At 60.9% G+C, this 24,449-nt stretch carries 20 protein-coding genes and 2 tRNA genes; 7 read left to right on the top strand and 15 right to left on the bottom strand.

What is annotated here, in order from left to right:
• Positions 1 to 26: 26 nt before the first annotated feature.
• Positions 27 to 473: a CBS domain-containing protein gene (locus AYR66_RS00570; protein WP_088705880.1), complete on the bottom strand. Its 447-nt coding sequence runs from the start codon at positions 471 to 473 to the stop codon at positions 27 to 29.
• Positions 474 to 672: 199 nt separating this feature from the next.
• Between AYR66_RS00570 and AYR66_RS00565 the strand changes: the two genes are divergently transcribed.
• Both AYR66_RS00565 and AYR66_RS00560 read left to right on the top strand, forming a co-directional pair.
• Entirely contained in the window at positions 673 to 1,983 is a 1,311-nt protein-coding gene (locus tag AYR66_RS00565; protein WP_088705879.1) for an O-acetylhomoserine aminocarboxypropyltransferase, read from the top strand.
• Position 1,984: 1 nt separating this feature from the next.
• Complete coding sequence (locus AYR66_RS00560; RefSeq protein ID WP_088705878.1) at positions 1,985 to 2,791, top strand: alpha/beta fold hydrolase; 807 nt, start codon at positions 1,985 to 1,987, stop codon at positions 2,789 to 2,791.
• On the opposite strand, the gene AYR66_RS00555 is transcribed toward AYR66_RS00560, so the two are convergent.
• Positions 2,778 to 4,085 (bottom strand): YihY family inner membrane protein, encoded by a 1,308-nt coding sequence (locus tag AYR66_RS00555; RefSeq protein ID WP_420093081.1) that lies wholly within the window; start codon positions 4,083 to 4,085, stop codon positions 2,778 to 2,780. The two genes, AYR66_RS00560 and AYR66_RS00555, sit on opposite strands and share 14 nt — an antisense overlap.
• Before the next feature lie 49 nt (positions 4,086 to 4,134).
• On the opposite strand from AYR66_RS00555, the gene wrbA reads away from it, so the two are divergent.
• From wrbA to AYR66_RS00535, 4 genes are read left to right on the top strand one after another with little or no spacing between them, the layout of a single operon-like run.
• Positions 4,135 to 4,743: an NAD(P)H:quinone oxidoreductase gene (wrbA, locus tag AYR66_RS00550; protein WP_088705877.1), complete on the top strand. Its 609-nt coding sequence runs from the start codon at positions 4,135 to 4,137 to the stop codon at positions 4,741 to 4,743.
• Positions 4,740 to 5,123, top strand: a complete 384-nt coding sequence (locus AYR66_RS00545) for a DUF2069 domain-containing protein (protein ID WP_088705876.1) — start codon at positions 4,740 to 4,742, stop codon at positions 5,121 to 5,123. Before wrbA ends, AYR66_RS00545 begins: the two co-directional genes overlap by 4 nt.
• Positions 5,120 to 6,526: an FAD-binding oxidoreductase gene (locus AYR66_RS00540; protein WP_088705875.1), complete on the top strand. Its 1,407-nt coding sequence runs from the start codon at positions 5,120 to 5,122 to the stop codon at positions 6,524 to 6,526. The genes AYR66_RS00545 and AYR66_RS00540 overlap by 4 nt, the downstream gene beginning before the upstream one ends.
• A 14-nt stretch (positions 6,527 to 6,540) precedes the next feature.
• Positions 6,541 to 6,984 (top strand): hypothetical protein, encoded by a 444-nt coding sequence (locus tag AYR66_RS00535; protein ID WP_141103989.1) that lies wholly within the window; start codon positions 6,541 to 6,543, stop codon positions 6,982 to 6,984.
• On the opposite strand, the gene AYR66_RS00530 is transcribed toward AYR66_RS00535, so the two are convergent.
• The 9 genes from AYR66_RS00530 to AYR66_RS00490 form a co-directional block, all read right to left on the bottom strand.
• The gene (locus AYR66_RS00530) at positions 6,985 to 8,277 is read right to left on the bottom strand and encodes an HD-GYP domain-containing protein (RefSeq protein ID WP_088705873.1); all 1,293 of its coding nucleotides are present in this window, start codon (positions 8,275 to 8,277) and stop codon (positions 6,985 to 6,987) included.
• Between the two features lie 118 nt (positions 8,278 to 8,395).
• A complete protein-coding gene (locus tag AYR66_RS00525; protein ID WP_088705872.1) occupies positions 8,396 to 9,928 on the bottom strand; it encodes a CYTH and CHAD domain-containing protein in 1,533 nt (510 codons plus the stop codon).
• 13 nt (positions 9,929 to 9,941) lie between these two features.
• Positions 9,942 to 10,018: transfer RNA gene (locus AYR66_RS00520), tRNA-Arg, on the bottom strand.
• Positions 10,019 to 10,129: 111 nt separating this feature from the next.
• Positions 10,130 to 13,072 carry an EAL domain-containing protein gene (locus tag AYR66_RS00515; RefSeq protein WP_088705871.1) on the bottom strand — a complete coding sequence of 981 codons (2,943 nt, stop codon included), beginning with the start codon at positions 13,070 to 13,072 and terminating at the stop codon, positions 10,130 to 10,132.
• A 275-nt stretch (positions 13,073 to 13,347) separates the two neighbouring features.
• A tRNA-Pro gene (locus AYR66_RS00510) sits at positions 13,348 to 13,424 on the bottom strand.
• 110 nt (positions 13,425 to 13,534) lie between these two features.
• Complete coding sequence (gene glmM / locus AYR66_RS00505) at positions 13,535 to 14,872, bottom strand: phosphoglucosamine mutase (protein WP_088705870.1); 1,338 nt, start codon at positions 14,870 to 14,872, stop codon at positions 13,535 to 13,537.
• A 3-nt stretch (positions 14,873 to 14,875) separates the two neighbouring features.
• Positions 14,876 to 15,733 carry a dihydropteroate synthase gene (folP, locus tag AYR66_RS00500; RefSeq protein ID WP_088705869.1) on the bottom strand — a complete coding sequence of 286 codons (858 nt, stop codon included), beginning with the start codon at positions 15,731 to 15,733 and terminating at the stop codon, positions 14,876 to 14,878.
• Positions 15,734 to 15,802: 69 nt separating this feature from the next.
• Complete coding sequence (gene ftsH / locus AYR66_RS00495) at positions 15,803 to 17,689, bottom strand: ATP-dependent zinc metalloprotease FtsH (protein WP_088705868.1); 1,887 nt, start codon at positions 17,687 to 17,689, stop codon at positions 15,803 to 15,805.
• A 235-nt stretch (positions 17,690 to 17,924) separates the two neighbouring features.
• On the bottom strand, positions 17,925 to 18,569 hold the full coding sequence (locus tag AYR66_RS00490; RefSeq protein WP_088705867.1) for an RlmE family RNA methyltransferase: 645 nt from the start codon (positions 18,567 to 18,569) through the stop codon (positions 17,925 to 17,927).
• A gap of 34 nt (positions 18,570 to 18,603) precedes the next feature.
• Here AYR66_RS00490 and yhbY point away from each other — a divergent pair, with 34 nt between their 5' ends.
• Positions 18,604 to 19,077, top strand: coding sequence for a ribosome assembly RNA-binding protein YhbY (gene yhbY, locus AYR66_RS00485; protein WP_088705866.1), 474 nt, complete (start codon positions 18,604 to 18,606; stop codon positions 19,075 to 19,077).
• A gap of 48 nt (positions 19,078 to 19,125) precedes the next feature.
• Here the strand turns inward: yhbY and AYR66_RS00480 are convergent, their stop codons facing one another.
• The 4 genes from AYR66_RS00480 to carA form a co-directional block, all read right to left on the bottom strand.
• Positions 19,126 to 19,569 (bottom strand): DUF4149 domain-containing protein, encoded by a 444-nt coding sequence (locus AYR66_RS00480; protein ID WP_088705865.1) that lies wholly within the window; start codon positions 19,567 to 19,569, stop codon positions 19,126 to 19,128.
• A gap of 5 nt (positions 19,570 to 19,574) precedes the next feature.
• Positions 19,575 to 20,051: a transcription elongation factor GreA gene (gene greA, locus AYR66_RS00475; RefSeq protein ID WP_088705864.1), complete on the bottom strand. Its 477-nt coding sequence runs from the start codon at positions 20,049 to 20,051 to the stop codon at positions 19,575 to 19,577.
• 100 nt (positions 20,052 to 20,151) lie between these two features.
• Positions 20,152 to 23,382, bottom strand: a complete 3,231-nt coding sequence (gene carB, locus AYR66_RS00470) for a carbamoyl-phosphate synthase large subunit (RefSeq protein ID WP_088705863.1) — start codon at positions 23,380 to 23,382, stop codon at positions 20,152 to 20,154.
• Positions 23,375 to 24,449, bottom strand: a 1,075-nt coding sequence (gene carA, locus AYR66_RS00465; protein WP_088709531.1) for a glutamine-hydrolyzing carbamoyl-phosphate synthase small subunit, incomplete at its 5' end; no start/stop codon positions are given. The genes carB and carA, both read right to left, overlap by 8 nt.

Genomic DNA, 24,449 nt, shown 5'->3' with positions numbered 1-24,449 from the left:
TGTGTTTGCTGCCACTGCGGGAGCGCTTATTCGTCGCCCTCGGAAGGCCAATCGCGGATATAGGCCTTGAGCATCTTGTTCTCGAAGCTCTGCGCCTCGAACACGGCCTTCGCCACGTCGTAGAACGAAATCACGCCATACAGCGTCTTGGCGCTGACGACCGGCACATAGCGGGCGTGCCGTTCGAGCATCAGGCGGCGCACTTCGTTGACTTCGGTATCGGGTGTGATGGTGATCGGGTGGTCGTCCATGTGCTTGCGCACGGTATCGGCACCAACCGTCCCCTTGTTCTGGTACAGGGTCTTCATCACCTCGCGGAAGGTCAGCATGCCGACCAGCTCACCGAATTCCATCACCACGAGCGAACCGATGTCCTTCTCGGCCATCGTCTCGACGGCATTCTGCAGGGGCGTGTCCGGGGTGACGGTGTAGAGGATGTCGCCCTTCACTTTCAGGATTTCTGATACTTTCATAGCGTCGTCCCACGAGGAAAGTTGTTGTTATGTCCTTTGAATGTAGCCTAAGCGGAATGAAAAATCCAGCGTTTCACCTCCCGCTCACGGCCTGTCATCTGCACGACAGCCCGGCCTCGCGTTCAATGCTAGCATGCAAGGGTTCGCCAGACGAGCCGCACCAGACTGATCTAGAACAAGTTTTGGAGACTATCGCCCAATGAGTGCCCCGAAATATCCAGGGTTCGATACCCTGTCCCTGCATGCCGGCGCCACGCCCGATCCCGCGACCGGCGCGCGTGCCACGCCGATCTACCTGACGACATCCTTCGTCTTCAAGGACTCGGACCATGCCGCCTCGCTGTTCAACATGGAACGCGCGGGCCATGTCTACTCCCGCATCTCCAACCCGACCAACGCCGTGCTGGAAGAACGCATTGCGGCCCTCGAGGGCGGTGTTGCCGGCATCGCCGTCGCCAGCGGACAGGCTGCCATGCACCTAGGCCTGGCGACCATCGCCGGCGCCGGTTCACACGTGGTGGCCTCGCGCGCCCTCTACGGTGGTTCGCAGAACCTGCTGGCCTATACCATGAAGCGCTTCGGCATCGAGACAACCTTCGTCGATCCGCGCGACCTTGACGCCTGGCGCAATGCGATCCGGCCCAACACCAAGGTGCTGTTCGGCGAAACGCTGGGCAATCCGGGACTCGACGTGCTCGACCTCCCGAAGGTCGCGGCCATCGCCCATGACCATTACCTGCCGCTGATGGTGGACGCCACCTTCACCACGCCTTACTTGCTGCGCCCGTTCGACCATGGCGCCGACCTGATCTTCCACTCGGCGACCAAGTTCCTCTGCGGCCACGGCACTGCGATCGGCGGCCTGCTGGTCGACGGCGGCACCTTCGACTGGCAGCAAGCGTATGAAAAGACCGGCCATTTCGCCGAGCTGTGCGAGCCGTACGACGGTTTCCATGGCATGGTATTTTCGGAGGAATCGTCGGTGGCGCCCTTCTCGCTGCGCGCGCGCCGCGAAGGCCTGCGCGATTTCGGCGCGGTAATGAGCCCGCACAATGCCTTTGCCATCCTGCAAGGCATCGAGACGCTGGGCCTGCGCATGGAGCGCCATGTGGCCAACACGCGCAAGGTCGTGGAGTTCCTCGTGTCGCATCCCGCCGTCGCGTCCGTCTCCTATCCGGAACTCGAATCCCATCCCGACCACGCGCTCGCGAAAACGCTCCTGCCCAAGGGCTGCGGCGCCGTGTTCTCCTTCAGCATCAAGGGCGACCGCGCCGCTGGCCGCCGCTTTGTCGAATCGCTGAAGGTCTTCTCCCACCTGGCCAATGTCGGCGATGCGAAGTCGCTGGTCATCCATCCCGCGTCGACCACGCATTTCCGCGTGCCGAACGAGCAGCTCGCGGCCTCCGGCATCACGGAAGGCACGATGCGCCTGTCGATCGGCCTGGAAGATGCCGACGACCTGATCGAAGACTTGGGACGCGGACTGAAGGCCGCGCAGAAGGGAGCGTGAGATGCTGCTGAACGTACAAGGACAGGAAACCTACTGCTACACCGGCGGCAAGGCCTTCAACAAGGAGCTGCCGACCGTCGTCTTCATCCATGGCGCGCAGCACGACCACTCCGTGTGGATCCTGCAGACGCGCTACTTTGCCCATCACGGTTTCGGCGTGCTGGCGGTCGACCTGCCGGGTCATGGCCGCAGCAAGGGCAGCCCGCTGGCGAGCGTGGAAGCGATCGCCGATTGGCTGCTGGCGCTGCTCGATGCGGCCGGCGTGCAGAAAGCGGCCCTCATCGGGCACAGCATGGGATCGCTGATTGCGCTGGAAACCGCCTTCCGTGGAAAGGATCGCGTTTCCCGCCTGGCACTCGTTGGCACCGCTTATCCGATGAAGGTGTCTGAAGTGCTGCTTGATGCTTCGCTGAACGAAGAGCAGACGGCCATCGACATGGTGAATATCTGGTCGCATTCGACGATGGCGCACAAGCCTTCGTGCCCCGGTCCGGGCTTCTCCGTCATGGGTGGCAATCAAAGGCTGATGCAGTATGTGTCGCGCCGCAATCCGGCCAAGGTCTTCCATACCGATTTTTCGGCATGCAATGCCTACGCCAACGGTGAAGCCGCGGCGCAGTCAGTCGCCTGCCCGACGCTGCTCCTGCTCGGCACGCGCGACATGATGACGCCGCCGCGCGCTACCGCGACACTGTCGAAGGCGATCAGCGGCGCCAAGGTCGTGCACATCGACAATTGCGGCCATAACCTGATGGCCGAGCAGTCGGATGCGGTGCTCGAAACCCTGTACGGGTTCATGAAGAGCTGACCAGCCGCCCCTTCATGAAATGCGTGGACAGGGTTTCGTCGAGGCCCTGCTCCACCGCCGCTTCCACCTTCTTCGCGAGCTGTTCATTGCCCGACGCATTGAACACGAACAGGCGATACACGTCCGCCACTTTCAGCATTTCCGGATTGACCAGCAGCGCCCAGGTATCGAGCCCTTCGGTAATGCGCTTGCCGAACTGCGACCGCTTGGGCGCTTCTGCCTTGATGCGCCCGACCCAGCCAGCCTCGAGCATTTTCTGCAGCAGGCCTTCCGACTCGTCGAAGCCGAGCCGCGTTTTCGAACGGATCGTCCGCGCGTCCACAGCGGCACTGCCGCTGTCAACGCGGGCATCGTGCAGGACCTCGAGCACCGCCATGGCATCGATGAACGCGCTGCCCGGCGATCCGACGTGCCACCAACGCTCGTATTTGACGACTGGCAGCGCCGCCGCCAGCACCGCACCGATGAGCGCGATCAACCAGGAAACGTAAATCCAGATCAGGAAAATCGGCAAGGCTGCGAGCGCGCCGTAGATCACGGTATAGGTCGGAAAATTCGCGACGAACACGACGAACAGGCGCTTGGCGATTTCAAAGGCGACCGCCGCGAGCAGGCCGCCGGCGGCGGCGTCGCGCCAGTCGACAATACGGTTTGGCACGGCAACGTACAACAGGGTAAATGCCCCCGTTGTCAGCAAGACCGATATCGACGTATAGACCGCGACGCTGACAAGCGGCAGGTCACGAACGAAGTCGCCGGTTGCGGTCACGAGATAAGATGAGGTCGTGATCGAGACGCCGATCATCAGCGGACCAAGCGTCATGATCGCCCAATAGATCACGAGCCGCTGAGTAAACGAGCGTACTGACTTGACCCGCCAGATATGGTTGAACGCGCGATCGATCGTCATCATCATGATGATGGTCGTCACGATCAGGCCGATCGCGCCTACGGCCGACAGCCGCGTCGCCTTGCTGGCGAACTGGTTGATATTGCCGAGAATGGTATTGGCGATGGCCTTGGGCATCACGCTCTGGATGAAATACGATTCCAGCGATGCGCGAAAGGTATTGAACATCGGAAAAGTCGTGAAAATCGCCAGTGCCACCGTCACCATCGGCACCAGCGCCAGGACGGTCGTGAAGGTGAGGCTGCCCGCCACCTGCGGCAACCGCTCTTCGTTGAGGCGGCGCGCGGCGAAGCGCCACATTCCACGGAGGTCGTCGATGGGGAACCGGCTGAAGATGCGGTGATTGAACAGAGACGCGCGGCCGGTTTTCTGCGTAAGGGGCATTGCTTCCGAATTGAATTTTTGTCCAGTAAAGAGTCCTATAATACCAAGCATGATTGCTTCAGACCTCCCTATCCTCGTCCTCTATTACTCCCGCAACGGCTCCACCCGCAAGCTTGCCGACCTGATCGCGCAAGGCGTGGAAAGTGTTGCCGGCTGCGAAGCGCGGGTGCGCACAGTGCCGCCGGTGTCCACCGTGACCGAAGCCACGGAGCCGCCCATTCCGCTCAGCGGCGCGCCTTATGTCGAATTGCGCGATCTGGAAGAATGCGCCGGAATGGCCATCGGATCGCCGACGCGTTTCGGCAACATGGCGGCGCCGCTGAAATACTTCCTCGACGGCACCTCGCCGCAGTGGCTGTCCGGCGCGCTGGTCGGCAAGCCTGCCTGTGTATTCACCTCCACGGGCAGCCTGCACGGCGGCCAGGAATCGACGCTGCTGTCGATGATGATTCCGCTGCTGCACCACGGCATGCTGCTGCTCGGCCTGCCGTACACGCATCCCGAACTGATGACCACAACCAGCGGCGGCACGCCCTACGGCGCCAGCCACTGGTCGGGCGGCAACGGGACGAATGCCGTTTCGGACGACACGAAACTGCTTGCCGTCGCCCTCGGCCGGCGCCTGGCCGAGACCGCCGTCCGCCTGAGGAGCGCATGATGCAACGAGCCATGTATATCGGATCGGCGGCAAGCCTCGTCCTCCTCATCCTGCTCTGCGTCGCCTGGGAACTGGTGCTTGCCCCCTTGCGCCCGGGCGGTTCCTGGCTAGTGCTCAAGGTGATCCCGCTGCTGCTGCCGCTGCGCGGCGTCCTCAAGCGCGACCTCTACACGATGCAGTGGTCGTCGATGCTGATCCTCCTCTACTTCGCCGAAGGGATCGTGCGCGGGACGAGCGACCAGGGCCCGTCGGCGATGCTGGGCTGGGCCGAAGTCGCGCTCACCTGCATCTTCTTCACCTGTACGATCCTGTACCTGCGTCCTTTCAAGAAGGCCGCGAAGAAGCTGGCGCAGCAAGCCATCAGGAAGGCTTCCAAATGAACGAATTCCTCGACAAGTGCCGATCCGCGGTCGGCGACAGCTATGTGCTGACGGAGGACACCGACATGGCGGGCTACCTCACCGACTGGCGCCGCCGCTTCACCGGCAAGGCGCTCGCTGTCGTCAAACCCCGCAACACGGAACAGGTAGCAGCCATCGTCCGCCTGTGCAACGAATACCGCGTGCCCGTGGTGCCCCAGGGCGGCAACACCGGACTCGTGCTGGGCAGCGTGCCTGACAACAGCGGCAAGGCCATCGTGATGTCGCTCACCAGGCTCAACCGCATCCGTGCGGTCGACACCGTCAACAACACCCTGACTGCTGAAGCCGGATGCATCCTTGAACAGGTGCAGAACGCCGCCGCCGACGCCGGTCGCCTGTTCCCGCTTTCGCTTGCGGCCGAGGGCAGCTGCACCATCGGCGGCAATCTCTCCTCGAATGCCGGCGGGACGGCCGTGCTCCGCTACGGCAATTCGCGCGAGCTTTGCCTCGGCCTGGAAGTCGTGACCGCGCAAGGCCAGGTCTGGGACGGATTGCGCGGACTGCGCAAGGACAATACCGGCTATGACCTGCGCGACCTCTTCATCGGCGCCGAAGGCACGCTCGGCATCATCACTGCCGCCGTGCTGAAGCTCTTCCCGCAACCGCAGGCGCAACTGACGGCGCTGGCCGCAATGCGGTCACCGGAAGACGCGCTGCGCCTGCTCTCGCTCGCGCAGGAAAAATGCGGCGCGACGCTGACAGGCTTCGAACTGATGTCGGACTTCTGCCTGCAGCTGGTCGCCAAGCACTTCCCGCAGATGCGCCTGCCCTTCCCGCAACGCTATCCGCAATACGTGCTGCTCGAACTGTCTGACAACGAATCCGAAGAGCACGCGAATGCGACGCTTGAAGCGCTGATCACCGACGCGCTGGAGCAGGACATGATCCAGGATGCCGCGGTCGCCGCCTCCATTGCGCAATCAAAGGCATTATGGGCACTGCGCGAGCACATCCCGCTGGCGCAGGCCGAAGAAGGCAAGAACATCAAGCACGATGTCTCGGTCCCCATTTCGCGCATCGGCGACTTCATCCGCGAGACCGACATCCTGTTGCAACAAGGCTTCTCGGGCTGCCGCATGGTGACCTTCGGCCACCTCGGTGACGGCAACCTCCACTACAACGTGTCGCCGCCGGAGCAGAGTTCGCCCGATGCCTTCATTGCGCACCAGGAAGCGATCAACCGCGTCGTGCATGACAGTGTGCACCGTTTCGGCGGCTCGATCTCCGCCGAGCACGGGCTTGGCGCGCTCAAGCGCAATGAAATTCGGCGCTACAAGACGGAAGTAGAGCTGGGCATGATGCGCGCGCTCAAGCAGGCGCTCGACCCGCTGGACCTCATGAACCCCGGCAAGGTTGTCTGATGCGGAAGGCTGCATTGCTTTTCCTGGCCCTGGGGCTTGCGCTATCGCTGCCCGCATCTGCCGTCTTCAAATGCCGGACGGGCGACACGGTAACCTACCGTGATACGCCCTGCGATGGCGGAGAGCTCCTTGACCTCAAGACCGCTCCCGTGTCCGGCGATGGCGAGGGCGAACGCCAGGCGGCGCGTGACAAGAAGATGCTGAACAACCTGGAGCGCGAGCGCCATAAGCATGAAGCGGCCGAGCAGCGCGAATTGAAGCGCGCATCGCGGGAAAGTGCGGTGCGGCACAAGAAATGCGCAGCCCATGCGCGCCGCCAGCGCCTGGCGAAGGAAGATGCGGCGCGCGCCGTGGGCATCGCCAATGAGAAGGCAAGGCGCAAGGTCGAGCGCATCACTGCGGAATACGAAGCCGAATGCGGACGCTGGTACGAGCGTGAGCTCGGCTTCGCGAAATAGCTACTCGCCGTCGAGGAGATCGATCAGGGGCTGGAGCGCTGTGGCTTCGACGTCTTCCAGCACGGAAGCCTGGAGTGACAAATCCCGCGCCACGTCCCGCAGTCGCCACTGGATTTCGCTTGTGGAGACAGCGGTCTCGAACAGAATCTGCGCACTCCGCGTTTCAAAAAAGCTGCACGTCTCATCCAGGCACAGGTCCAGCCCGGTGCTGCTGAAGGCACGCTGGATATTGATGACGCGACGTTCCATGTCGGCCAGCATCTGCTGGGGCTTTTTCGATTTCAGGTCCGGCTTCGCGGCAAGGTCCTGCCCCAGCTGCTGAACCGAAACGATGCGCTGGTACAAGGCCTGCACGTTGCCACGCTCTTCGCCTGTAGGCTGGCCGCTCTCGTCACTCCTGCTGTCATTGCCGCGTGCGGATTGCATCGCCAGCGAGACGACCGTACCGAGTTCGCGGGCGAATTCTCCGGGGAGGATGCGCAGGGCCAATTCGGCGCGCTGAAGCGGCTTGTCCTTGTCGAGGAAGATCCCGGAAATCATTTCCGCCACCGAGATGACCTGCCCTGCCGGACTGATATTGCTGCCCGCCACCTGGCGCGGATAGCCGCCGCCATCAAAGCGCTCGTGGTGTTCGTAGACGGCCTGCGCGACGCTGGCCGGATAATTCTCCAGTCCGGAAATCAGCATCTGCCCGATACGCGGATGCACGACGACGTGGCGCCATTCATGCGGATACAGCCGGCGGTCGGCATGCAGGTATTCCGGGTCGATGTACAGTTCGCCGATGTCATGCAGCAGGCCGGCCAGCGCAACCACTGTCTGGTCCGTCATGCTCAGCCCGAATTTCCGTGCAAGGCAGACTGACAGCAGGCTGACCATGACGCTGTGTTCCAACGCCTCCTTGCCGCCCCGTTCGATAATGGTGAGCATGGTACTCATTGCACTGCCGAACTGGATTCCTGCCAGGATCTGGACTGGCGAGACGCCGGTGACGGTGCGCATGATGGAACGCACCGGTTCGACCGTGTCGGCAATGCGTTGTGCTTCGGTGGCGATAAAGTCGATGTTGACGCCTGATGCTACGGCGATGCTGGATTCGAAGGGTTTGCTCAACTTGCGGCTGGTCAGCCGCTCCTGCAGACTGCGCGAGATTCTTGCCCCTTTGGCAACAAGCTTCATTCCCCGCGCGTCAAAGATGTCTTCCGTCGCCGTAATGTCAGCCTGCTCGGCCAGGCTGAGTACCTTGTCGAGGTAATGCTTGTTGACTGACGTTATGACGTGCTCTTCCGGCATCGCAGGACTGGGTGGACACCCAACAAATTTCCTTGAGGAAATATTATACGCTTTGTAAAACGATGCAGGTGGCTGCCGGGGTCTGAATATGGAACAGCACAATTACGCCGGCACGGACCTAATCTGAGGACAATCGTGGCAAGCCAGCTGCACAAAAGCGCTTCCATGCGTTGCGCAACTTCCGGCGACGACCCGATGCTTCGGCTTCCAGGCATCCACGCACGAAACCTGCAGCGGCCGCGATCTCCGGCTTCCAGATTTCCAGTTGGCCGAGCAGGCTGCAGCCAGTCGCCAGATCATTGCGTCTGCCCAGTTCATCCTGCAACGCGACGAGTGCGTCGAGATAGCGGCGCAGGCGCCGCGGCCGGTATAGGGATGAGAAAAATTCGACGGCATAGCGGTTTCTCTTCGCTGCAATCCGCAGCTCGTGCAGCTTCGGTGCTGACGCCTTCCTGATATTCTTTCCGCGCTTGAGCACCTGCTTGCGGCTGTGTCCGATCGCCGCTTGTGCAAACGCTTCCAGCGGTGTATCGAGCATGCCTGCTTCCGCCGGCAACATGCCTTCCCGCCATTGCGCATCCGTGGCCCATGCAAACATGCGCATCATGGCGCAAGAGTATCGTGGCGAGCGCAGCGCAGCGCCTGCCTCGGCGCGCTTCTCGCGCGCGACCGCAGCAGCAACCTCACTGATTGCAGGAAGATATTCGGCTCCCGCGTCGCCGATGCGCCCCAGCGTTGTCGACACAAGCACATCCCAGTCCCTCGCCGCGCCCAGCTTGCCGCCCAGCCAGCGGATCTCGTCCCGCAATTCATCGGGACACGGTGCAAGCGCCTGGAACAGCTGCAGTGCCGAACGCAGCCGGCGTACGCCCACGCGCATCTGGTGCAGGCATTCTGCATCGTTGCCCTCGAGGACACCCGCTTCGTTGGCCTGGATATGGGCGAGGCAGTTCAGGACGATCTCGCGCAAACCTGTTTCTATGTTTGGTGCCGGGCCGTAGGAAAGCGGACTGGCCCGGTATGGTCCGGATTTCACCTGGCCGCACAACGCATAACCACGTTGCGCCTTGCTGGCATTGCTCAGGCGCAGCGGAACGTGGTTGAGCAGCCTGAGTGCAAGCAGGTACAGGCTGCCAGGCTCGCCGGCTTTCAGTTCGAGTTCGATTTCATTGACAGGAAGCGTGGTGCCTTCGCGCCGGATGCTTCCTTCATCGAGCACCAGCTCGATCAGGTTCTCTCCGTCACGCAGGTTCCAGGTCGTACGCTGCACCGTTACCGTGAATACCGGCTGCAGCGCCGCCAATCTCTGCATTGTGGCGGGCTGATGAAGGAGCGAACCCGGTTCAGCCAGTGCGGCAAGCTTCCGGAGTTCCAGCGCAGGACCACTCACCGGCGTTTCCCATTCATTGCGGACATGCAGTCCACCCGTTACGCCGCCTCCGGCCTTCAGTGTCTGAACCCAACGGTGTCCCGTCTGCCGGACGCGCACCCCGGCATTGTGCGTCAGGAGGAAGTAGTCGGGCGTATCGAAGTAGATGGACGTCTGCGTTTCGCGCTGCGCCCTGCCGGCAGCGAGCTTCGCAATGAGTGGATGGCGCCTGAGCTTGTGCGAGTCCGCCGGATCGAGTTCCAGCTTCAGTTCGATTTCCATGGCGGCGGGAGGATGGCCTGTCCGGAGGGAATCGAACCCCCGACCCACAGCTTAGAAGGCTGTTGCTCTATCCAACTGAGCTACGGACAGTTATCAATCATTCAAGGAGCACGCGCGCAGCGTGCCTCCGGAATTGAAGCTTGCGGATATTACATCTAATGCCTGCGTGTTTCAATGACTGGCACGACTTCCGGCAAGCGGCTATTTGCTTTCGCGCATGAAGTGCTCGAATTTATCGACCGGCATCGGCCTGCCGAGGTGATAACCCTGCACTGCATCACATTGCTGTGCGCGCAGGAAGTCGAGATGGTCGGCGGTTTCCACGCCTTCCGCGATAACGCTCAGCTTCAGGCTGTGGGCCAGGGCGATGACGGCCCTGACGATGGCGGCGTCGTCGGCATCGACGGTGACGTCGCGGACAAAGGATCTGTCGATCTTGAGCGCATCGAGGGGGAAACGCTTGAGATAACTGAGACTTGAGTAGCCGGTGCCGAAGTCATCGATCGACAGGTGCACGCCCATCGTACTCAGCTTGTGCAGCGTTTCGGCCGCTGCTTCGGGACTCTCCATCACCACGCTTTCCGTGATCTCCAGCTCAAGCCATTCCGGCCGGCATCCGGTCTCTTGCAGGACCTGCGATACCGCACGTGCAATGTCCTGCTGCTTGAACTGGCGGGCCGACAAGTTGACAGCGATCCGCAGGTCGGGGAACCAGCCTGCATCGTGCCACTTCCGCTTCTGCTCGCAGACATGTCGAAGAACCCATTGGCCGATCGGAACGATGAGTCCCGTTTCCTCGGCAATCGGAATAAAGTCCGCCGGAAAAACCATCCCCTGTCCCGGCAGCTCCCAGCGCAGGAGCGCTTCGGCGCCGATCACGCGGCCAGTAGCCACGTCCATCTGCGGCTGGTAGTGGACAACGAATTCGCCGCGTTCGAGCGCGCGCCGCAATCCGGTTTCGGTCTTGAGGCGGTCCAGCGCGCGCGAATTCATTTCATGCGCATAGAACTGGAAGTTGTTCCTGCCGGCGTCCTTCGCGCGGTACATGGCCGTGTCCGCATTCTTGAGCAGCGTCGGACCATCCAGCCCGTCCCTCGGATACATGCTCACGCCAATGCTGGCGGATGGGTACAACTCGTGCCCCTGTATCGTCATCGGCCGCGACATCGCGTCGAGTATCTGTTGTGCCAGGGTCGCGATCTCATCCTCGCGCGTCACATCCGGCCGGATCAGCACGAACTCGTCGCCGCTCAGGCGCGCGATGGTGTCGCCCGCGCGCACACAATCCGAAAGCCGCCGTGCAATCTCGACGATGATCCTGTCGCCGACCTCGTGTCCCAGGCTGTCATTGATGGTCTTGAAGCGGTCGAGGTCGACCAGCATGACTCCGACCTGGCCTGTCGAGCGGCCGGCAAACACGAGCGCCTGTCCGAGCCGGTCCAGCAGCAGCGATCGGTTCGGCAAGCTGGTGAGCGCATCATGGTTGGCCAGGTGCAGCAGTTCTTCCTCGATCTGCTTGCGGCGGGAAATGTCTTCCACCACGGTGCTGTAATACTTCGGATTGCCGTCGGCGTCCTTCACCATCGAGCTGGTGAGGTTGACCCAGATGTAGTAGCCGTTCTTGTGCAGGTAACGCTTCTCGCGCGTCTTTTCATCCAGCTCGCCGGCAATCATGCGGCGCGCGATGGCCCAGTCGGACACGAGGTCTTCGGGATGGGTAATGTCCTGGAAGCCCATCGTCAGCAGCTCCGCGCGGGAATAGCCGACGATCTCGCACAGCTTGTTGTTCACCATGAGCCAGCGACCTTCCGGTGCCACATGTGCCAGCCCGACCGCAGCCTGGTTGAACGCCACGCGGAAGCGTTCCTCGCTTTCGCGCAGCACGGCTTCCGCCGCAAGACGCTGCGTCATGTCGCGCACGACCGCCACCAGCAACTGCCGCCCTTCGGATTCAATCGCGCGCAGATAAACTTCGACCGCGAGCCGGGTGCCGTCCTTGCGCTGGTGGACGGTTTCGATCATGCCGGTCTTGTTCTGGGACTGGATGACTTCATCGAAGCGCCGATGGATGCGCTCCAGTTCCCCATGGTCCGGCTTCAGGTCCTGCGGCCCCAGCCGCAACAGTTCGTCATGGCTGTAACCGAGTGTCGCGAGCGCGGTTTCATTGGCATCGATGAAGCGCATCTCTTCGCGGTCGATCAGGTAGATCGCATCGATGGCGCTGTCGAGCGCCATGCGGAAGCGACGCAGTTCTTCCTGCGAATGCAGACGTTCCGTGATTTCCTGCGCCATGAGCAGCAGAACACCCTCCTGCTTCAGCAGCGCGGTCGACAGGTCGAACGCAAAGTAGCGCTTGCCGCGCTCATCCACAATGCTCACCTGCAGGTCGTGCGTCTGCTCGCCGGTGGCGAGCGCATGCCGCAGCCGCTCCGTCAATTGCCGGCTCCAGACGACAGACGTCAGCGGTTTTCCGACGGCATCCGCATCCCGCTCGACCTTGAACATGCGGCACATCGCATGATTGATGGAACGGATTTTCAGATCGGCATCCACCACCATCAGCCCGGAGGGCATGGAGGCGAGGATCTGTTCCGTCTGGTTCTTGACCCGAACAACCTCGTCACGGTCGGCTTGAAAATACGTGTCGAGCGCCAGCACCATATCGAAGCAAATCACTTTCATGATCGCATCGCAGGTGCGGAAGAATTCGTCCTGGTCGTTCTTGAACAGACGGGACAGGATGGGGATCAGTTCGGACAAGTACTTGCGGTAGGCACCGACATACCACTTGGGCTCCAGTGCAATCATCTGATGCACGAGTCCGACGCGAAGACGATCCTTCACGTAGCCCTCGTCATAGGTTCCTGCTGTCACGCGTTCGAAATAGGCGATCTGTGCAAGCTTGAGACGGCTGGCCTTGATCGGATCACCCAGCATGTCCTCAAGCTCGGGAAAGCGAAACAGGTAGTCGTGGATAGTGGATACCAATGCCTGCTGGTGCGGCCGCAGCAGTTCATGCACTTTGCGCAGGCAGGCAACATCCTCCTCGGTGATTTCGAGCGCATCCTTGCGCCTGGCAATCTCGCCGAAGTCGATGCCGATCTCCGCGGAGATCCGGTCCACCAGCTCCTCGAGCTTCTTCATTCGACAGCCACGCACGCTTGCGGCGTACAGGATGCGAGTCCGTCAGATGCCATTGGTTTTTCCGTCCGCATGATTGATGGTGCGAGGATGATGCGAGATGCATGATCCGGAAGGCACATTTTGCCAGCAATTACCTAATGATGCCTAGGGGCATCATTCTGGTGACGGCCACAAGCGTTGCGTGCGCCACGTAACACCAGTTATTGGTACAGAGGGAAAAATCGAGCTGTTTGGCTCTCGTGAAATCAACCGAAAAGCCGCTGTGGGAGGAATTCTGGTCGGGGCGAGACGATTCGAACGTCCGACCACCTGATCCCAAATCAGGTGCGCTACCAGGCTGCGCTACGCCCCGAGAGAGTTGCATCATACCGGCACGAGGCATTCCGGTCAATTTTAATACTCGTGCCTTGAGGAATATTGAGGAAGCGCGGGCAGCGCCTCCTCCTTCAAGGCAGTCCCCGATCAGGCTGCCAGCTTATCGGCAATGCGTCTGGCCATTCGCCCCGCATCGTCCTCATCGCGTGCTTCCACCATCACGCGAACAAGAGGTTCGGTGCCGGATGCGCGGATGAGCACACGACCGTTGTCGCCCAGCTCAGCCTCAACCACTTCCTTCTCCGCAACGACGGCGCCATTTTTTTGCCAGTCGAAACCAGGCGTGACCTTTACGTTGACGAGCGACTGCGGGAACAATACGAGGTCGGACGTTGCCTGCGCCAGCGTCTTGCCGCTGCGCTTCAGCGCCGAGAGGATCTGCAGCGCCGAGACGATGCCATCGCCGGTCGTGTGCTTGTCGAGGACAAGCAGGTGGCCGGAACCTTCGCCACCAATCAGCCATCCACGCTCGTGCAACACTTCCAGCACATAACGATCACCGACCTTTGCACGCGCAAAGCCGATGCCCATCTGCTTGAGCGCCACCTCAAGCGCCATGTTCGTCATCAGTGTGCCGACAACGCCGGCCACCGGCGTTGTTGCCATGCGGTCCTTGACCATCACATACAACAACTCATCACCGTTGTAGGTACGGCCGGTATTGTCCACCATGAGGAGGCGGTCAGCGTCACCGTCGAGCGCGATGCCGAGGTCCGCCTTGTGCTCCTTCACCGCTGCGGAAAGCGCCGCGGGTGCCGTCGCACCGACGCCGTCATTGATGTTCAAACCGTTAGGCTGGTTACCGATCGCGATGACTTCGGCACCAAGCTCGTGGAATACATCCGGTGCAATGTGGTATGCCGCGCCATGTGCGCAGTCGACGACGATCTTCAGGCCCCTGAGGTCGAGTTCATTCGGGAACGTACTCTTGCAAAACTCGATGTAGCGTCCCTGGGCATCGAAGAGACGCTTGGCCTTCCCCAGCTTTTCCGACGACTCGCATACGATCGGCTCTTCCAGCAAGGCTTCGATATCGGACTCCACCGCATCGGGCAGCTTGTTGCCCGATGCCGAGAAAAATTTGATGCCGTTGTCATCGTAGGGGTTGTGCGATGCCGAAATGACCACACCCGCGGACAGGCGCAATGCACGCGTGAGGTAGGCGATGGCCGGCGTGGGCATCGGGCCGGCCAGCATGACGTCGACGCCCGCCGCCGCGAATCCTGCTTCAAGCGCTGCTTCCAGCATGTAGCCCGAAATGCGCGTGTCCTTGCCGATCAGGACGCAAGGTTTGCCACTGCTCGTCTCGGCCTGTGCAAGCACCTTGCCGGCGGCGTAACCGAGTTTCATCACGAGGTCCGGAGTAATCGGAAGCGTTCCGACGCGGCCGCGTACGCCGTCGGTGCCGAAATATTTACGCGTCATGTTTTATCCTTGCTTTGTAGATTCAACAGCCATCCATACCTTCAGCGCATCGACTGTCTCTGCGACATCATGTACACGGACGATTGCCGCCCCGCGCGCGACTGCTGCAAGCGCAGCCGCAAGACTGCCTGCCAGACGCTGCTCCACCGGCTTGCCGGTGATTGCGCCCACCATTGACTTCCGTGACATACCTGCAAGTATGGGCAGGCCTGTGTCTTCCGCTATCCGTCCCAAGTCGCGCAGCAACGCATAATTGTGCTCGACCGTCTTCCCAAAGCCAAATCCCGGGTCGACGCACAGTCTCCTGCGATCGATCCCCTCCTCGTCGAATGCAACCACTCGTTCGCGCAGGAATTGCACGACGTCCTGCATCACGTCCTGGTATTCAGGGCTAAGCTGCATCGTGAGCGGATCTTTCTGCATGTGCATGATACACAACGCACAATCGCTTTGGTTGACCGCCTCCAATGCACCGTCTGCACGGAATCCGTTGATGTCATTGATCATGTCTGCGCCGGCGTGCAGCGCCTCGCGCATCACTTCGGGTTTGTACGTATCGATGGATAATGGCTTGCCGCAATCGCGCAATGCATACACAAGCGGCATCACCCTGCGCAGCTCCTCTTCCAGGGACAAAGGCGGTGCGCCAGGACGGGTTGACTCCCCACCGATATCGATAATGTCGACACCGTCGGCGATCATCTGCTCGGCATGAGACAAAGCCGTGTCGATGGAATGAAACTTTCCACCGTCGGAAAATGAGTCGGGCGTCACATTCAGGATACCCATGACGAGCGGCCGGAACTTCCCCGGTGTCAGCGGAAAGCGAAATCGCCCGCATTGGAAGTAATCTGTTTTCATTTTAGGCAAACAAAAAGGGCGAGGAATTTTCCTCACCCTTGTTGAACAGGCATTGAAGCCGTTGGAGTGTTAAGCAGGCGCCGTGGCATTCGGGGAAACGCCACCCGAGGTATTGTCGGAGGCGGAACGCTTGGCAGGAACACCTGCCTTCGGCGGACGTGGTTCGTGACCTTCCATGATGTCGTTGATCTGGTCTGCGTCGAGGGTTTCCCACTCCAGCAGCGCCTTGGCCATCACTTCGACCTTGTCCTGATTTTCCTCCAGCAAGCGGCGCGACAAAGCGTACTGCGCATCCAGGATGGAACGGATTTCCAGATCCACCTTCTGCTGCGTCGCTTCAGACACCGTCTTCGACGTCATGCGACCGAAGTAGGCATCCTGCTCGCTGTCCTCGTACACCATGGTGCCAAGAGTTTCGGACATGCCGTAACGGGTCACCATTGCACGCGCCAGCTTGGTTGCACGCTCGAAATCGTTCGAAGCGCCGGTCGACATCTGGTGCATGAAGATCTCTTCGGCAATGCGGCCGCCGAACAGGATGGCGATCTCTTCCAGCATCTTGTCTTTGTACATGTTGACGCGGTCATGTTCGGGCAGCTGCCAGGTCAAGCCGAGGGCATAGCCGCGCGGCATGATGGTGACCTTGTGAACTGGATCTGCCTTGGGAAGCAGCTTTGCGACGACAGCGTGGCCGGATTCGTGGTACGCCGTATTGCGGCGCTCTTCTTCGCGCATGACTGCAGACTTGCGCTCCGGGCCCATCACGATCTTGTCCTTGGCATCCTCGAAGTCCTGCATTTCAACCAGGCGCTTGTTGCGGCGTGCAGCGAACAGCGCGGCTTCATTCACGAGGTTCGCAAGATCAGCGCCAGAGAAGCCGGGCGTGCCGCGAGCCAGGATGTCGGCCTTGACGTCGGGAGCGATGGGCACCTTGCGCATGTGCACGTACAGGATCTGTTCGCGGCCGCGGATATCGGGCAGGCCGACCATCACCTGGCGGTCGAAACGGCCTGGGCGCAGCAGCGCCTTGTCGAGCACGTCGGCGCGGTTGGTTGCCGCGATCACGATGACGCCGGAGTTGGCCTCGAAGCCATCCATCTCGACCAGCAACTGGTTCAGGGTCTGTTCACGTTCGTCATTGCCACCGCCAAGGCCGGCACCACGATGACGGCCGACCGCATCAATTTCGTCGATGAAGATGATGCAGGGCGAATGCTTCTTCGCGTTCTCGAACATGTCGCGGACGCGGGACGCACCCACGCCGACAAACATTTCAACGAAATCGGAACCGGAGATTGTGAAGAACGGCACCTTGGCTTCACCGGCAATCGCGCGAGCAAGCAAGGTCTTACCGGTACCCGGAGGGCCGACCATCAGCACGCCGCGCGGAATGCGGCCGCCGAGCTTCTGGAATTTCGTCGGGTCGCGCAGGAAGTCCACGAGCTCCTGCACTTCCTCTTTTGCTTCATCGCAGCCGGCGACGTCGGCAAACGTGACGGTATTGCTGGCTTCATCCAGCATGCGCGCCTTGGAACGGCCAAATGAGAATGCCCCACCCTTGCCGCCGCCTTGCATCTGGCGCATGAAGAATACCCAGACGCCGATCAGCAGCAGCATCGGGAACCAGGAAATGAAGACTTGGGACAGGAAGGATTGCTCTTCCGGCTGCTTGACGTCGAACTTGACGCCGTTATTGATGAGGTCACCGATGAGGCCGCGATCAAGATAGGTCACAGCGGTCTTGATGCGCTTGCCATCATTGGTGGTAGCGATGATGGTGCGATCCTCGATGGTGGCTTCGCGGATCTGGCGTGCTTTCACTTCATCCAGGAAGTCCGAGTACGGAATAGGCGTTGCGCCTCCCGCCAGTGTTCGACCGTCAAACTGTTTGAAGACGGTGAACAGCACCAGGGCTATGACAACCCAGATGGCGGCTTTCGAAAACATGTTGTTCACTAGAACTCCTTGGACGCACGAACGCCCGTTTACAAGACTTGTAAAATTGATTCTACCTGCATTACCCAGCGCTTGCCAGCTTGAATATTGCGGCACAAAACCGGGTGAACCGCAGCAAAACAGCCGCAATTGCCGTTTGCGCAAGGACACGGGAAGTACAATCCTGACGCGGCATAGGTGCGGTCGTAATGGAATTAATCAAGACTTGCCAGAGAAGCAACCAGAAAAGTTGCAATCAAGAAGGATTTTTCAACACCTTGCCCAACAGGAAGACTTCTGAGGACTTGTCCCGGCTGGCCTTGGGCTTCTTCTGCGCGACCGTCTTGAACTCCTGCCGGAACTTGCCGAGGATTTCGTTGAATCCCGTTCCGTTGAAGCATTTGACGAGGAGCGCTCCCGAAGGTTTCATATGCGCGCGCGCAAAATCGATCGCCAGGTCGATGATATGCTCCACGCGCGCGGCGTCCGTGATGGCCACGCCGGACAGGTTGGGCGCCATGTCGGAGAGCACGAGGTCGACCTTGCGCCCCTCCAGCACTGCTTCGAGCTGGTCCAGCACCTCCTGCTCGCGGAAATCCCCTTGGATGAAATGCACATCGGCGATCGGGTCCATTGGCAGCATGTCGAGTCCGATGATGGTGCCGTTGATGCCGCCGCCCTCCTTCCCCGCCAGCTTGTTGCGTGCGTACTGTGACCAGCTTCCCGGTGCGCAACCGAGGTCGACAATGACCTGCCCCGGCTTGATCAGCTTTTCGCTTTCGTCGATTTCCTTGAGCTTGTAGACCGCCCGTGCCCGGTAGCCATCCTTCTGGGCCTGCTTCACATATGGATCATTGATATGGTCATGCAGCCAGTTTTTGTTGAATTTGTTCTTTGCCATTCGCGTAGAATACCGCTTTTAAGGAATATTAATCATGCTGAAACTGACACCCGCAGAGCGCAGCGCGCTTCGCTCCGAAGCCCACGCTCTCAACCCGGTCGTCATCATCGGCGACGCCGGCCTCACGCCGGCCGTGCTGAAAGAAATCGACACCAGCCTGGACGCCCATGGCCTCATCAAGGTCCGCGTCTTCGGGGATGACCGCGAAGCCCGCATCGGAATCTACGAAACCGTCTGCGCGGAACTCGGCGCCGCCCCGATCCAGCACATCGGCAAGCTGCTCGTGCTGTATCGTCCGAAAAAGGAAGCCCAGAAGGAGCGCAGCGACAAGCGTGGCAAGGGACTGCGCGAAGTCACGATCGTCAAGGCCAGCGCGTCCGGCACCAAGCGCCCGAGCGTGACGAAGGTAGTCCTGAAGGGTAACGAGCGCGTCACCGCGGGCGGCAGCATCAAGCGGACGAAGAAACGTGTGGGTACATCGAAGAAGTCGGCACTGGGCAAGGCCTGATCCGACAGCCGCAATGCAAGCCATTGCGGCCCCTCCTCCATGGTGCGCCTAGCGCAGCTTCCAGACGAGAAGCCCGCCCAGGACACTCTGGATGAGATAAAAGGCGCTCGCCACTCCATGCAACATCCCGAATCGCGAACGCGCCTCGGGATCCATCACGCCACCGACTGCGGCTTCCTTTAGCGTCGCCATGAATGGCTGCAGGCCGAAATAACCCACCAGGGTGCAGGCAAGCATTCCGCAAATGATCCACAGAAGATGCTTGCGCGCCTTCGTGTCACCGCCCGTCTTCCGCAAGACCATCGCAATCAGCGCAATTGCGCAGACGACAGAAACCCAGGCCTCGATCCTGAACAGCTTCCCGGCGATGAATCCCGCCAGCACACGGTCAGCGAGTGTAGCGAACAAGGTCGGTGCAACGATATAACCGATCGCCCACATGCTGCCGACCCACAGGGTAACCAGCAGCAGGCGGACGCGAGCGGCAACCATGACGATCAGATGTAGCGAACTTCGAGGACTTCGTATTCTCGGATACCGGACGGTGCGTTGACTTCGACCACATCACCGGCGTACTTGCCGATCAGCGCGCGGGCAATGGGGGAAGTAATGGAAATCTTGAGCTCCTTCAAGTCGGCCTCATCCTCGCCGACGATCTGGTAGGTGACCTTGTTGCCGGATTCGAGGTCTTCGAGATCGACGGTCGATGCGAACACGATGCGGCCTTCCGCATCCAGCACCGTCGGGTCAATGATCTGGGCGGCGCCCAGCTTGCCTTCCAGTTCCGCGATGCGGCCTTCAATGAAGGCTTGGCGCTCCTTTGCAGCATCGTACTCGGCATTTTCAGACAGGTCGCCCTGGGCGCGTGCTTCCGCAATCGCGTTGATGACGGCCGGACGGTCCTTGGTCTTGAGGCGGTGCAGTTCTTCTTTCAGCATTTCCGCGCCGCGCTTGGTAATCGGTACTGTGCTCATATTTTCTGTAGACAAAATGAAAACCACAGAGGTCACAAATAACCCCGGGGAAACCCGGGATCGTCTGTGACCTCTGTGGAAAGTTACTGGCTTTGGAGGTTCAGTGTAAAGACTTATGCAGGCCTTGTAAATCGTAGACGTGCAACTCATCCAGGTGCCGCATGCCCTCTACCGCAGCCTCCGCGCCGGCGATCGTCGTGTAGGTCGTGGCACGTGCCAGCAGCGCCGAAGTACGGATCGCGCGGGAATCGGTGATAGCCGTGCGCTTCTCTTCGACCGTGTTTATGACCATGACAATCTCGTTGTTCTTGATCATGTCGACGACGTGCGGGCGTCCTTCGACCACCTTGTTCACCGGGGTGACCGGAATGCCGGCGGCGCCGATGGCCGCAGCCGTACCCTTGGTCGCGACCAGCGTGAAGCCGAGTTCGACGAGGTCCTTGGCGACCTGCACCGCGCGCGGCTTGTCGCTGTTCTTGACGCTCAGGAAGACCTTGCCCGACTTTGGCAGCTTGACGCCGGCGCCGAGCTGGGACTTGACGAAGGCTTCGCCGAAGGTCTTGCCCACACCCATGACTTCACCGGTCGACTTCATTTCCGGGCCGAGGATGGTATCCACGCCGGGGAACTTATTGAACGGGAAGACGGCTTCCTTGACGCTGTAGTATTTAGGGACAACTTCGCCCTTGATACCCTGGCTGTCGAGCGACTGGCCGACCATGCAGCGCGCGGCGATCTTCGCCAACTGCAGGCCGGTGGCCTTCGATACGTAAGGCACGGTACGCGAAGCGCGCGGGTTCACTTCCAGCACGAAGACGATGTCCTTGAGCTGGCCGTCGATTTCCTGCTGCTGGATCGCGAACTGCACGTTCATCAGGCCGACCACGTTCAGCCCCTTGGCCATCAGCGAGGTCTGGCGCTTGAGTTCTTCGATGGTTTCCTTCGACAGCGAGTACGGCGGCAGCGAGCAGGCGGAATCACCCGAGTGCACGCCGGCCTGTTCGATGTGCTCCATCACGCCACCAATGAAGGTGCGCTGGCCATCGGACAGGCAGTCGACGTCGACTTCGATTGCGTCATTCAGGAAGCGGTCGAGCAGCACCGGGGAATCGTTGGATACCTTGACTGCTTCGCGCATATAGCGCTCGAGGTCGCGTTGCTCGTGCACGATTTCCATCGCACGGCCACCGAGCACGTAGGATGGGCGAACCACCAGCGGGTAGCCGATTTCCTGCGCGAGGCGCAGTGCTTCTTCTTCAGTACGCGCGGTGCGGTTCGGCGGCTGGCGCAGGCCGAGGTCCTGCAGCAGCTTCTGGAAGCGCTCGCGGTCTTCTGCGGCGTCGATCATGTCGGGCGACGTGCCGACGATGGGAACGCCATTCGCTTCGAGGTCGAGCGCCAGCTTCAGCGGGGTCTGGCCGCCGTACTGCACGATCACGCCGTAGGGTTTTTCCTTGTCGACGATTTCCAGCACGTCCTCCAGCGTCAGCGGCTCGAAGTACAGGCGGTCAGACGTGTCATAGTCGGTCGACACCGTTTCCGGGTTGCAGTTGACCATGATGGTTTCGTAACCGTCGTCGCGCATTGCCAAGGCGGCGTGCACGCAGCAATAGTCGAACTCGATACCTTGGCCGATGCGGTTCGGACCACCGCCGAGGACCATGATCTTCTTCTTGTCGGTCGGCTGCGATTCGCACTCTTCATCGTAGGTCGAGTACATGTACGCGGTCTTGGTCGCAAACTCCGCGGCGCAGGTGTCGACGCGCTTGAAGACGGGGCGCACGCCCAGCTCACGACGCTTTTCGCGCACCGCCTTGTCGGTGGTCTTCAGCAGCTTGGCCAGGCGGCGGTCGGCGAAGCCCTTCTGCTTCAGCTTGAACAGCGTGGTCTTGTCGAGTGCGTCGAGGGTCTGGGTTTCCAGCCACAGTTCGATATCGACGATTTCCTTGATCTGCACCAGGAACCACGGGTCGATATGCGTCAGCTGCTGCACTTCTTCAAGCGAGAAGCCTTGCGCAAAAGCATCGCCCACGTACCAGATGCGTTCCGGTCCGGGTTCGCCGAGCTGTTCTTCGATGGTTTCGCGGTCCTTGGTCTTTTCGTTCATGCCGTCGACACCGACTTCGAGGCCGCGCAACGCCTTCTGGAATGATTCCTGGAAGGTGCGGCCGATCGCCATCACCTCACCCACCGACTTCATCTGGGTGGTCAGGTGGCTGTCGGCGGTTGGGAACTTTTCGAATGCGAAACGCGGCACCTTGGTGACCACGTAGTCGATGCTCGGCTCGAACGATGCCGGAGTGGCGCCGCCAGTAATTTCATTGCGCAGCTCGTCCAGCGTGAAGCCGACAGCCAGCTTGGCCGCGACCTTGGCGATCGGAAAGCCGGTAGCCTTGGATGCCAGCGCGGACGAACGCGACACGCGCGGGTTCATCTCGATGACGATCATGCGGCCGTCCTTCGGATTAACCGCGAACTGCACGTTGGAACCGCCGGTGTCGACGCCGATCTCGCGCAGCACTGCCAGCGAGGCATTGCGCATGATCTGGTATTCCTTGTCCGTCAAGGTCTGTGCCGGAGCGACCGTGATCGAGTCACCGGTGTGCACGCCCATCGGGTCGAGGTTTTCGATCGAGCAGACGATGATGCAGTTGTCCTTCTTGTCGCGGACCACTTCCATCTCGTACTCCTTCCAGCCGATCAGGGATTCCTCGATCAGCAGTTCGGAGGTCGGCGAGGCTTCGAGGCCGCGCTTGCAGATGGTTTCGAATTCTTCCGGGTTGTAGGCGATGCCGCCACCGGTGCCACCCATGGTGAAGGACGGACGGATGATGACCGGGAAGCCGATTTCCTTCTGCACCGCCCACGATTCTTCCATCGTGTGCGACACACCGGAACGCGCGGAACCGAGACCGATCTTGGTCATCGCATTCTTGAACTTCAAGCGGTCTTCTGCCTTGTCGATGGCTTCCGGCGTGGCACCGATCAGTTCGCAGCCGTACTTGGTCAGCACGCCGTTGCGGTGCAGGTCGAGCGCGCAGTTGAGCGCGGTCTGGCCGCCCATGGTCGGGAGGATCGCGTCCGGACGCTCCTTGTCGATGATGCGCTCGACGACTTGCCAGGTGATCGGCTCGATGTAGGTGACGTCGGCCATCTCCGGGTCGGTCATGATGGTCGCCGGATTGCTGTTGACGAGGATGACGCGGTAGCCTTCTTCGCGCAATGCCTTGCATGCCTGCGCGCCGGAGTAGTCGAATTCGCACGCCTGGCCGATGATGATCGGGCCGGCGCCAATGATCAGGATGCTTTTAATGTCTGTGCGCTTAGGCATTTTTGTGTTTCTCCATCATCGCCACGAAGCGATCGAACAGGGGGGCGATGTCATTCGGGCCGGGCGACGCTTCCGGGTGGCCCTGGAAGCAGAACGCGGGCTTGTCGGTGCGCGCGAAGCCTTGCAGCGAACCGTCGAACAGCGACACGTGCGTGACGCGGCAATTGGACGGCAGGGTGTCGACGTCGACGGCAAAGCCGTGGTTTTGCGAGGTGATCATCACCTGCTTCGTGTCGAGGTCCTGCACCGGGTGGTTCGCGCCGTGGTGGCCGAACTTCATCTTCAGGGTCTTCGCGCCGGAAGCCAGCGCCATGATCTGGTGGCCGAGGCAGATGCCGAACGTCGGGATGCCGCGCTCGATCAGTTCGCGGGAAGCGGCGATCGCGTAGTCGCACGGTTCCGGGTCGCCGGGGCCGTTGGACAGGAAGATGCCGTCCGGGTTCAGCGCGAGCGCGTCGGCGGCGCTGGCCTGCGCCGGCAGGACGGTGACCTTGCAGCCGCGCTCGGCGAGCATGCGCAGGATGTTGTACTTGACGCCGTAGTCGAAGGCGACGACGTGGAATTTCGGGTTGTCCTGCTTGCCGTAGCCGCTGCCGAGCTTCCACTCGCTTTGGTTCCACACATACGACTTGGTGGTCGACACGACCTTCGCGAGGTCCATGCCTGCCAGGCCGGGGAAGGACTTGGCCAGCGCCAGCGCCTCTTCCGCGTTGGCGGCTTCGCCGGCGATGATTGCGCCGTTCTGCGCGCCCTTTTCACGCAGGATGCGGGTGAGCTTGCGGGTATCGATGCCGGCGATGCCGACGACGTTTTCCGCCTTCAGGTAATCGGACAGGCTGCGCTGCGAACGGAAGTTCGACACCAGCAGCGGCAAGTCCTTGATGATCAGGCCGGCGGCGTGGATCTTGTTCGCCTCGACGTCTTCTTCATTGACGCCGACGTTGCCGATATGGGGATACGTGAGGGTGACGATCTGGCGGCTGTAGCTGGGGTCCGTCAGGATTTCCTGGTAGCCGGTCATGGCCGTGTTGAACACGACTTCACCGATCGTATGACCGGGAGCACCG

Source organism: Noviherbaspirillum denitrificans (assembly GCF_002211445.1).
GTDB lineage: Bacteria > Pseudomonadota > Gammaproteobacteria > Burkholderiales > Burkholderiaceae_D > Noviherbaspirillum > Noviherbaspirillum denitrificans.
This window is presented reverse-complemented; position numbering and strand designations above follow the sequence as displayed.

What these genes read in the sequence shown, in the direction of transcription:
- AYR66_RS00570 (WP_088705880.1), bottom strand. Translation starts at nt 473, where the DNA reads ATGAAAGTATCAGAAATCCTGAAAGTGAAGGGCGACATCCTCTACACC.
- AYR66_RS00565 (WP_088705879.1), top strand. Translation starts at nt 673, where the DNA reads ATGAGTGCCCCGAAATATCCAGGGTTCGATACCCTGTCCCTGCATGCC.
- AYR66_RS00560 (WP_088705878.1), top strand. Translation starts at nt 1,985, where the DNA reads ATGCTGCTGAACGTACAAGGACAGGAAACCTACTGCTACACCGGCGGC.
- AYR66_RS00555 (WP_420093081.1), bottom strand. Translation starts at nt 4,085, where the DNA reads ATGCCCCTTACGCAGAAAACCGGCCGCGCGTCTCTGTTCAATCACCGC.
- wrbA (WP_088705877.1), top strand. Translation starts at nt 4,135, where the DNA reads ATGATTGCTTCAGACCTCCCTATCCTCGTCCTCTATTACTCCCGCAAC.
- AYR66_RS00545 (WP_088705876.1), top strand. Translation starts at nt 4,740, where the DNA reads ATGATGCAACGAGCCATGTATATCGGATCGGCGGCAAGCCTCGTCCTC.
- AYR66_RS00540 (WP_088705875.1), top strand. Translation starts at nt 5,120, where the DNA reads ATGAACGAATTCCTCGACAAGTGCCGATCCGCGGTCGGCGACAGCTAT.
- AYR66_RS00530 (WP_088705873.1), bottom strand. Translation starts at nt 8,277, where the DNA reads ATGCCGGAAGAGCACGTCATAACGTCAGTCAACAAGCATTACCTCGAC.
- AYR66_RS00525 (WP_088705872.1), bottom strand. Translation starts at nt 9,928, where the DNA reads ATGGAAATCGAACTGAAGCTGGAACTCGATCCGGCGGACTCGCACAAG.
- AYR66_RS00515 (WP_088705871.1), bottom strand. Translation starts at nt 13,072, where the DNA reads ATGAAGAAGCTCGAGGAGCTGGTGGACCGGATCTCCGCGGAGATCGGC.
- glmM (WP_088705870.1), bottom strand. Translation starts at nt 14,872, where the DNA reads ATGACGCGTAAATATTTCGGCACCGACGGCGTACGCGGCCGCGTCGGA.
- folP (WP_088705869.1), bottom strand. Translation starts at nt 15,733, where the DNA reads ATGAAAACAGATTACTTCCAATGCGGGCGATTTCGCTTTCCGCTGACA.
- AYR66_RS00490 (WP_088705867.1), bottom strand. Translation starts at nt 18,569, where the DNA reads ATGGCAAAGAACAAATTCAACAAAAACTGGCTGCATGACCATATCAAT.
- yhbY (WP_088705866.1), top strand. Translation starts at nt 18,604, where the DNA reads ATGCTGAAACTGACACCCGCAGAGCGCAGCGCGCTTCGCTCCGAAGCC.
- AYR66_RS00480 (WP_088705865.1), bottom strand. Translation starts at nt 19,569, where the DNA reads ATGGTTGCCGCTCGCGTCCGCCTGCTGCTGGTTACCCTGTGGGTCGGC.
- greA (WP_088705864.1), bottom strand. Translation starts at nt 20,051, where the DNA reads ATGAGCACAGTACCGATTACCAAGCGCGGCGCGGAAATGCTGAAAGAA.
- carB (WP_088705863.1), bottom strand. Translation starts at nt 23,382, where the DNA reads ATGCCTAAGCGCACAGACATTAAAAGCATCCTGATCATTGGCGCCGGC.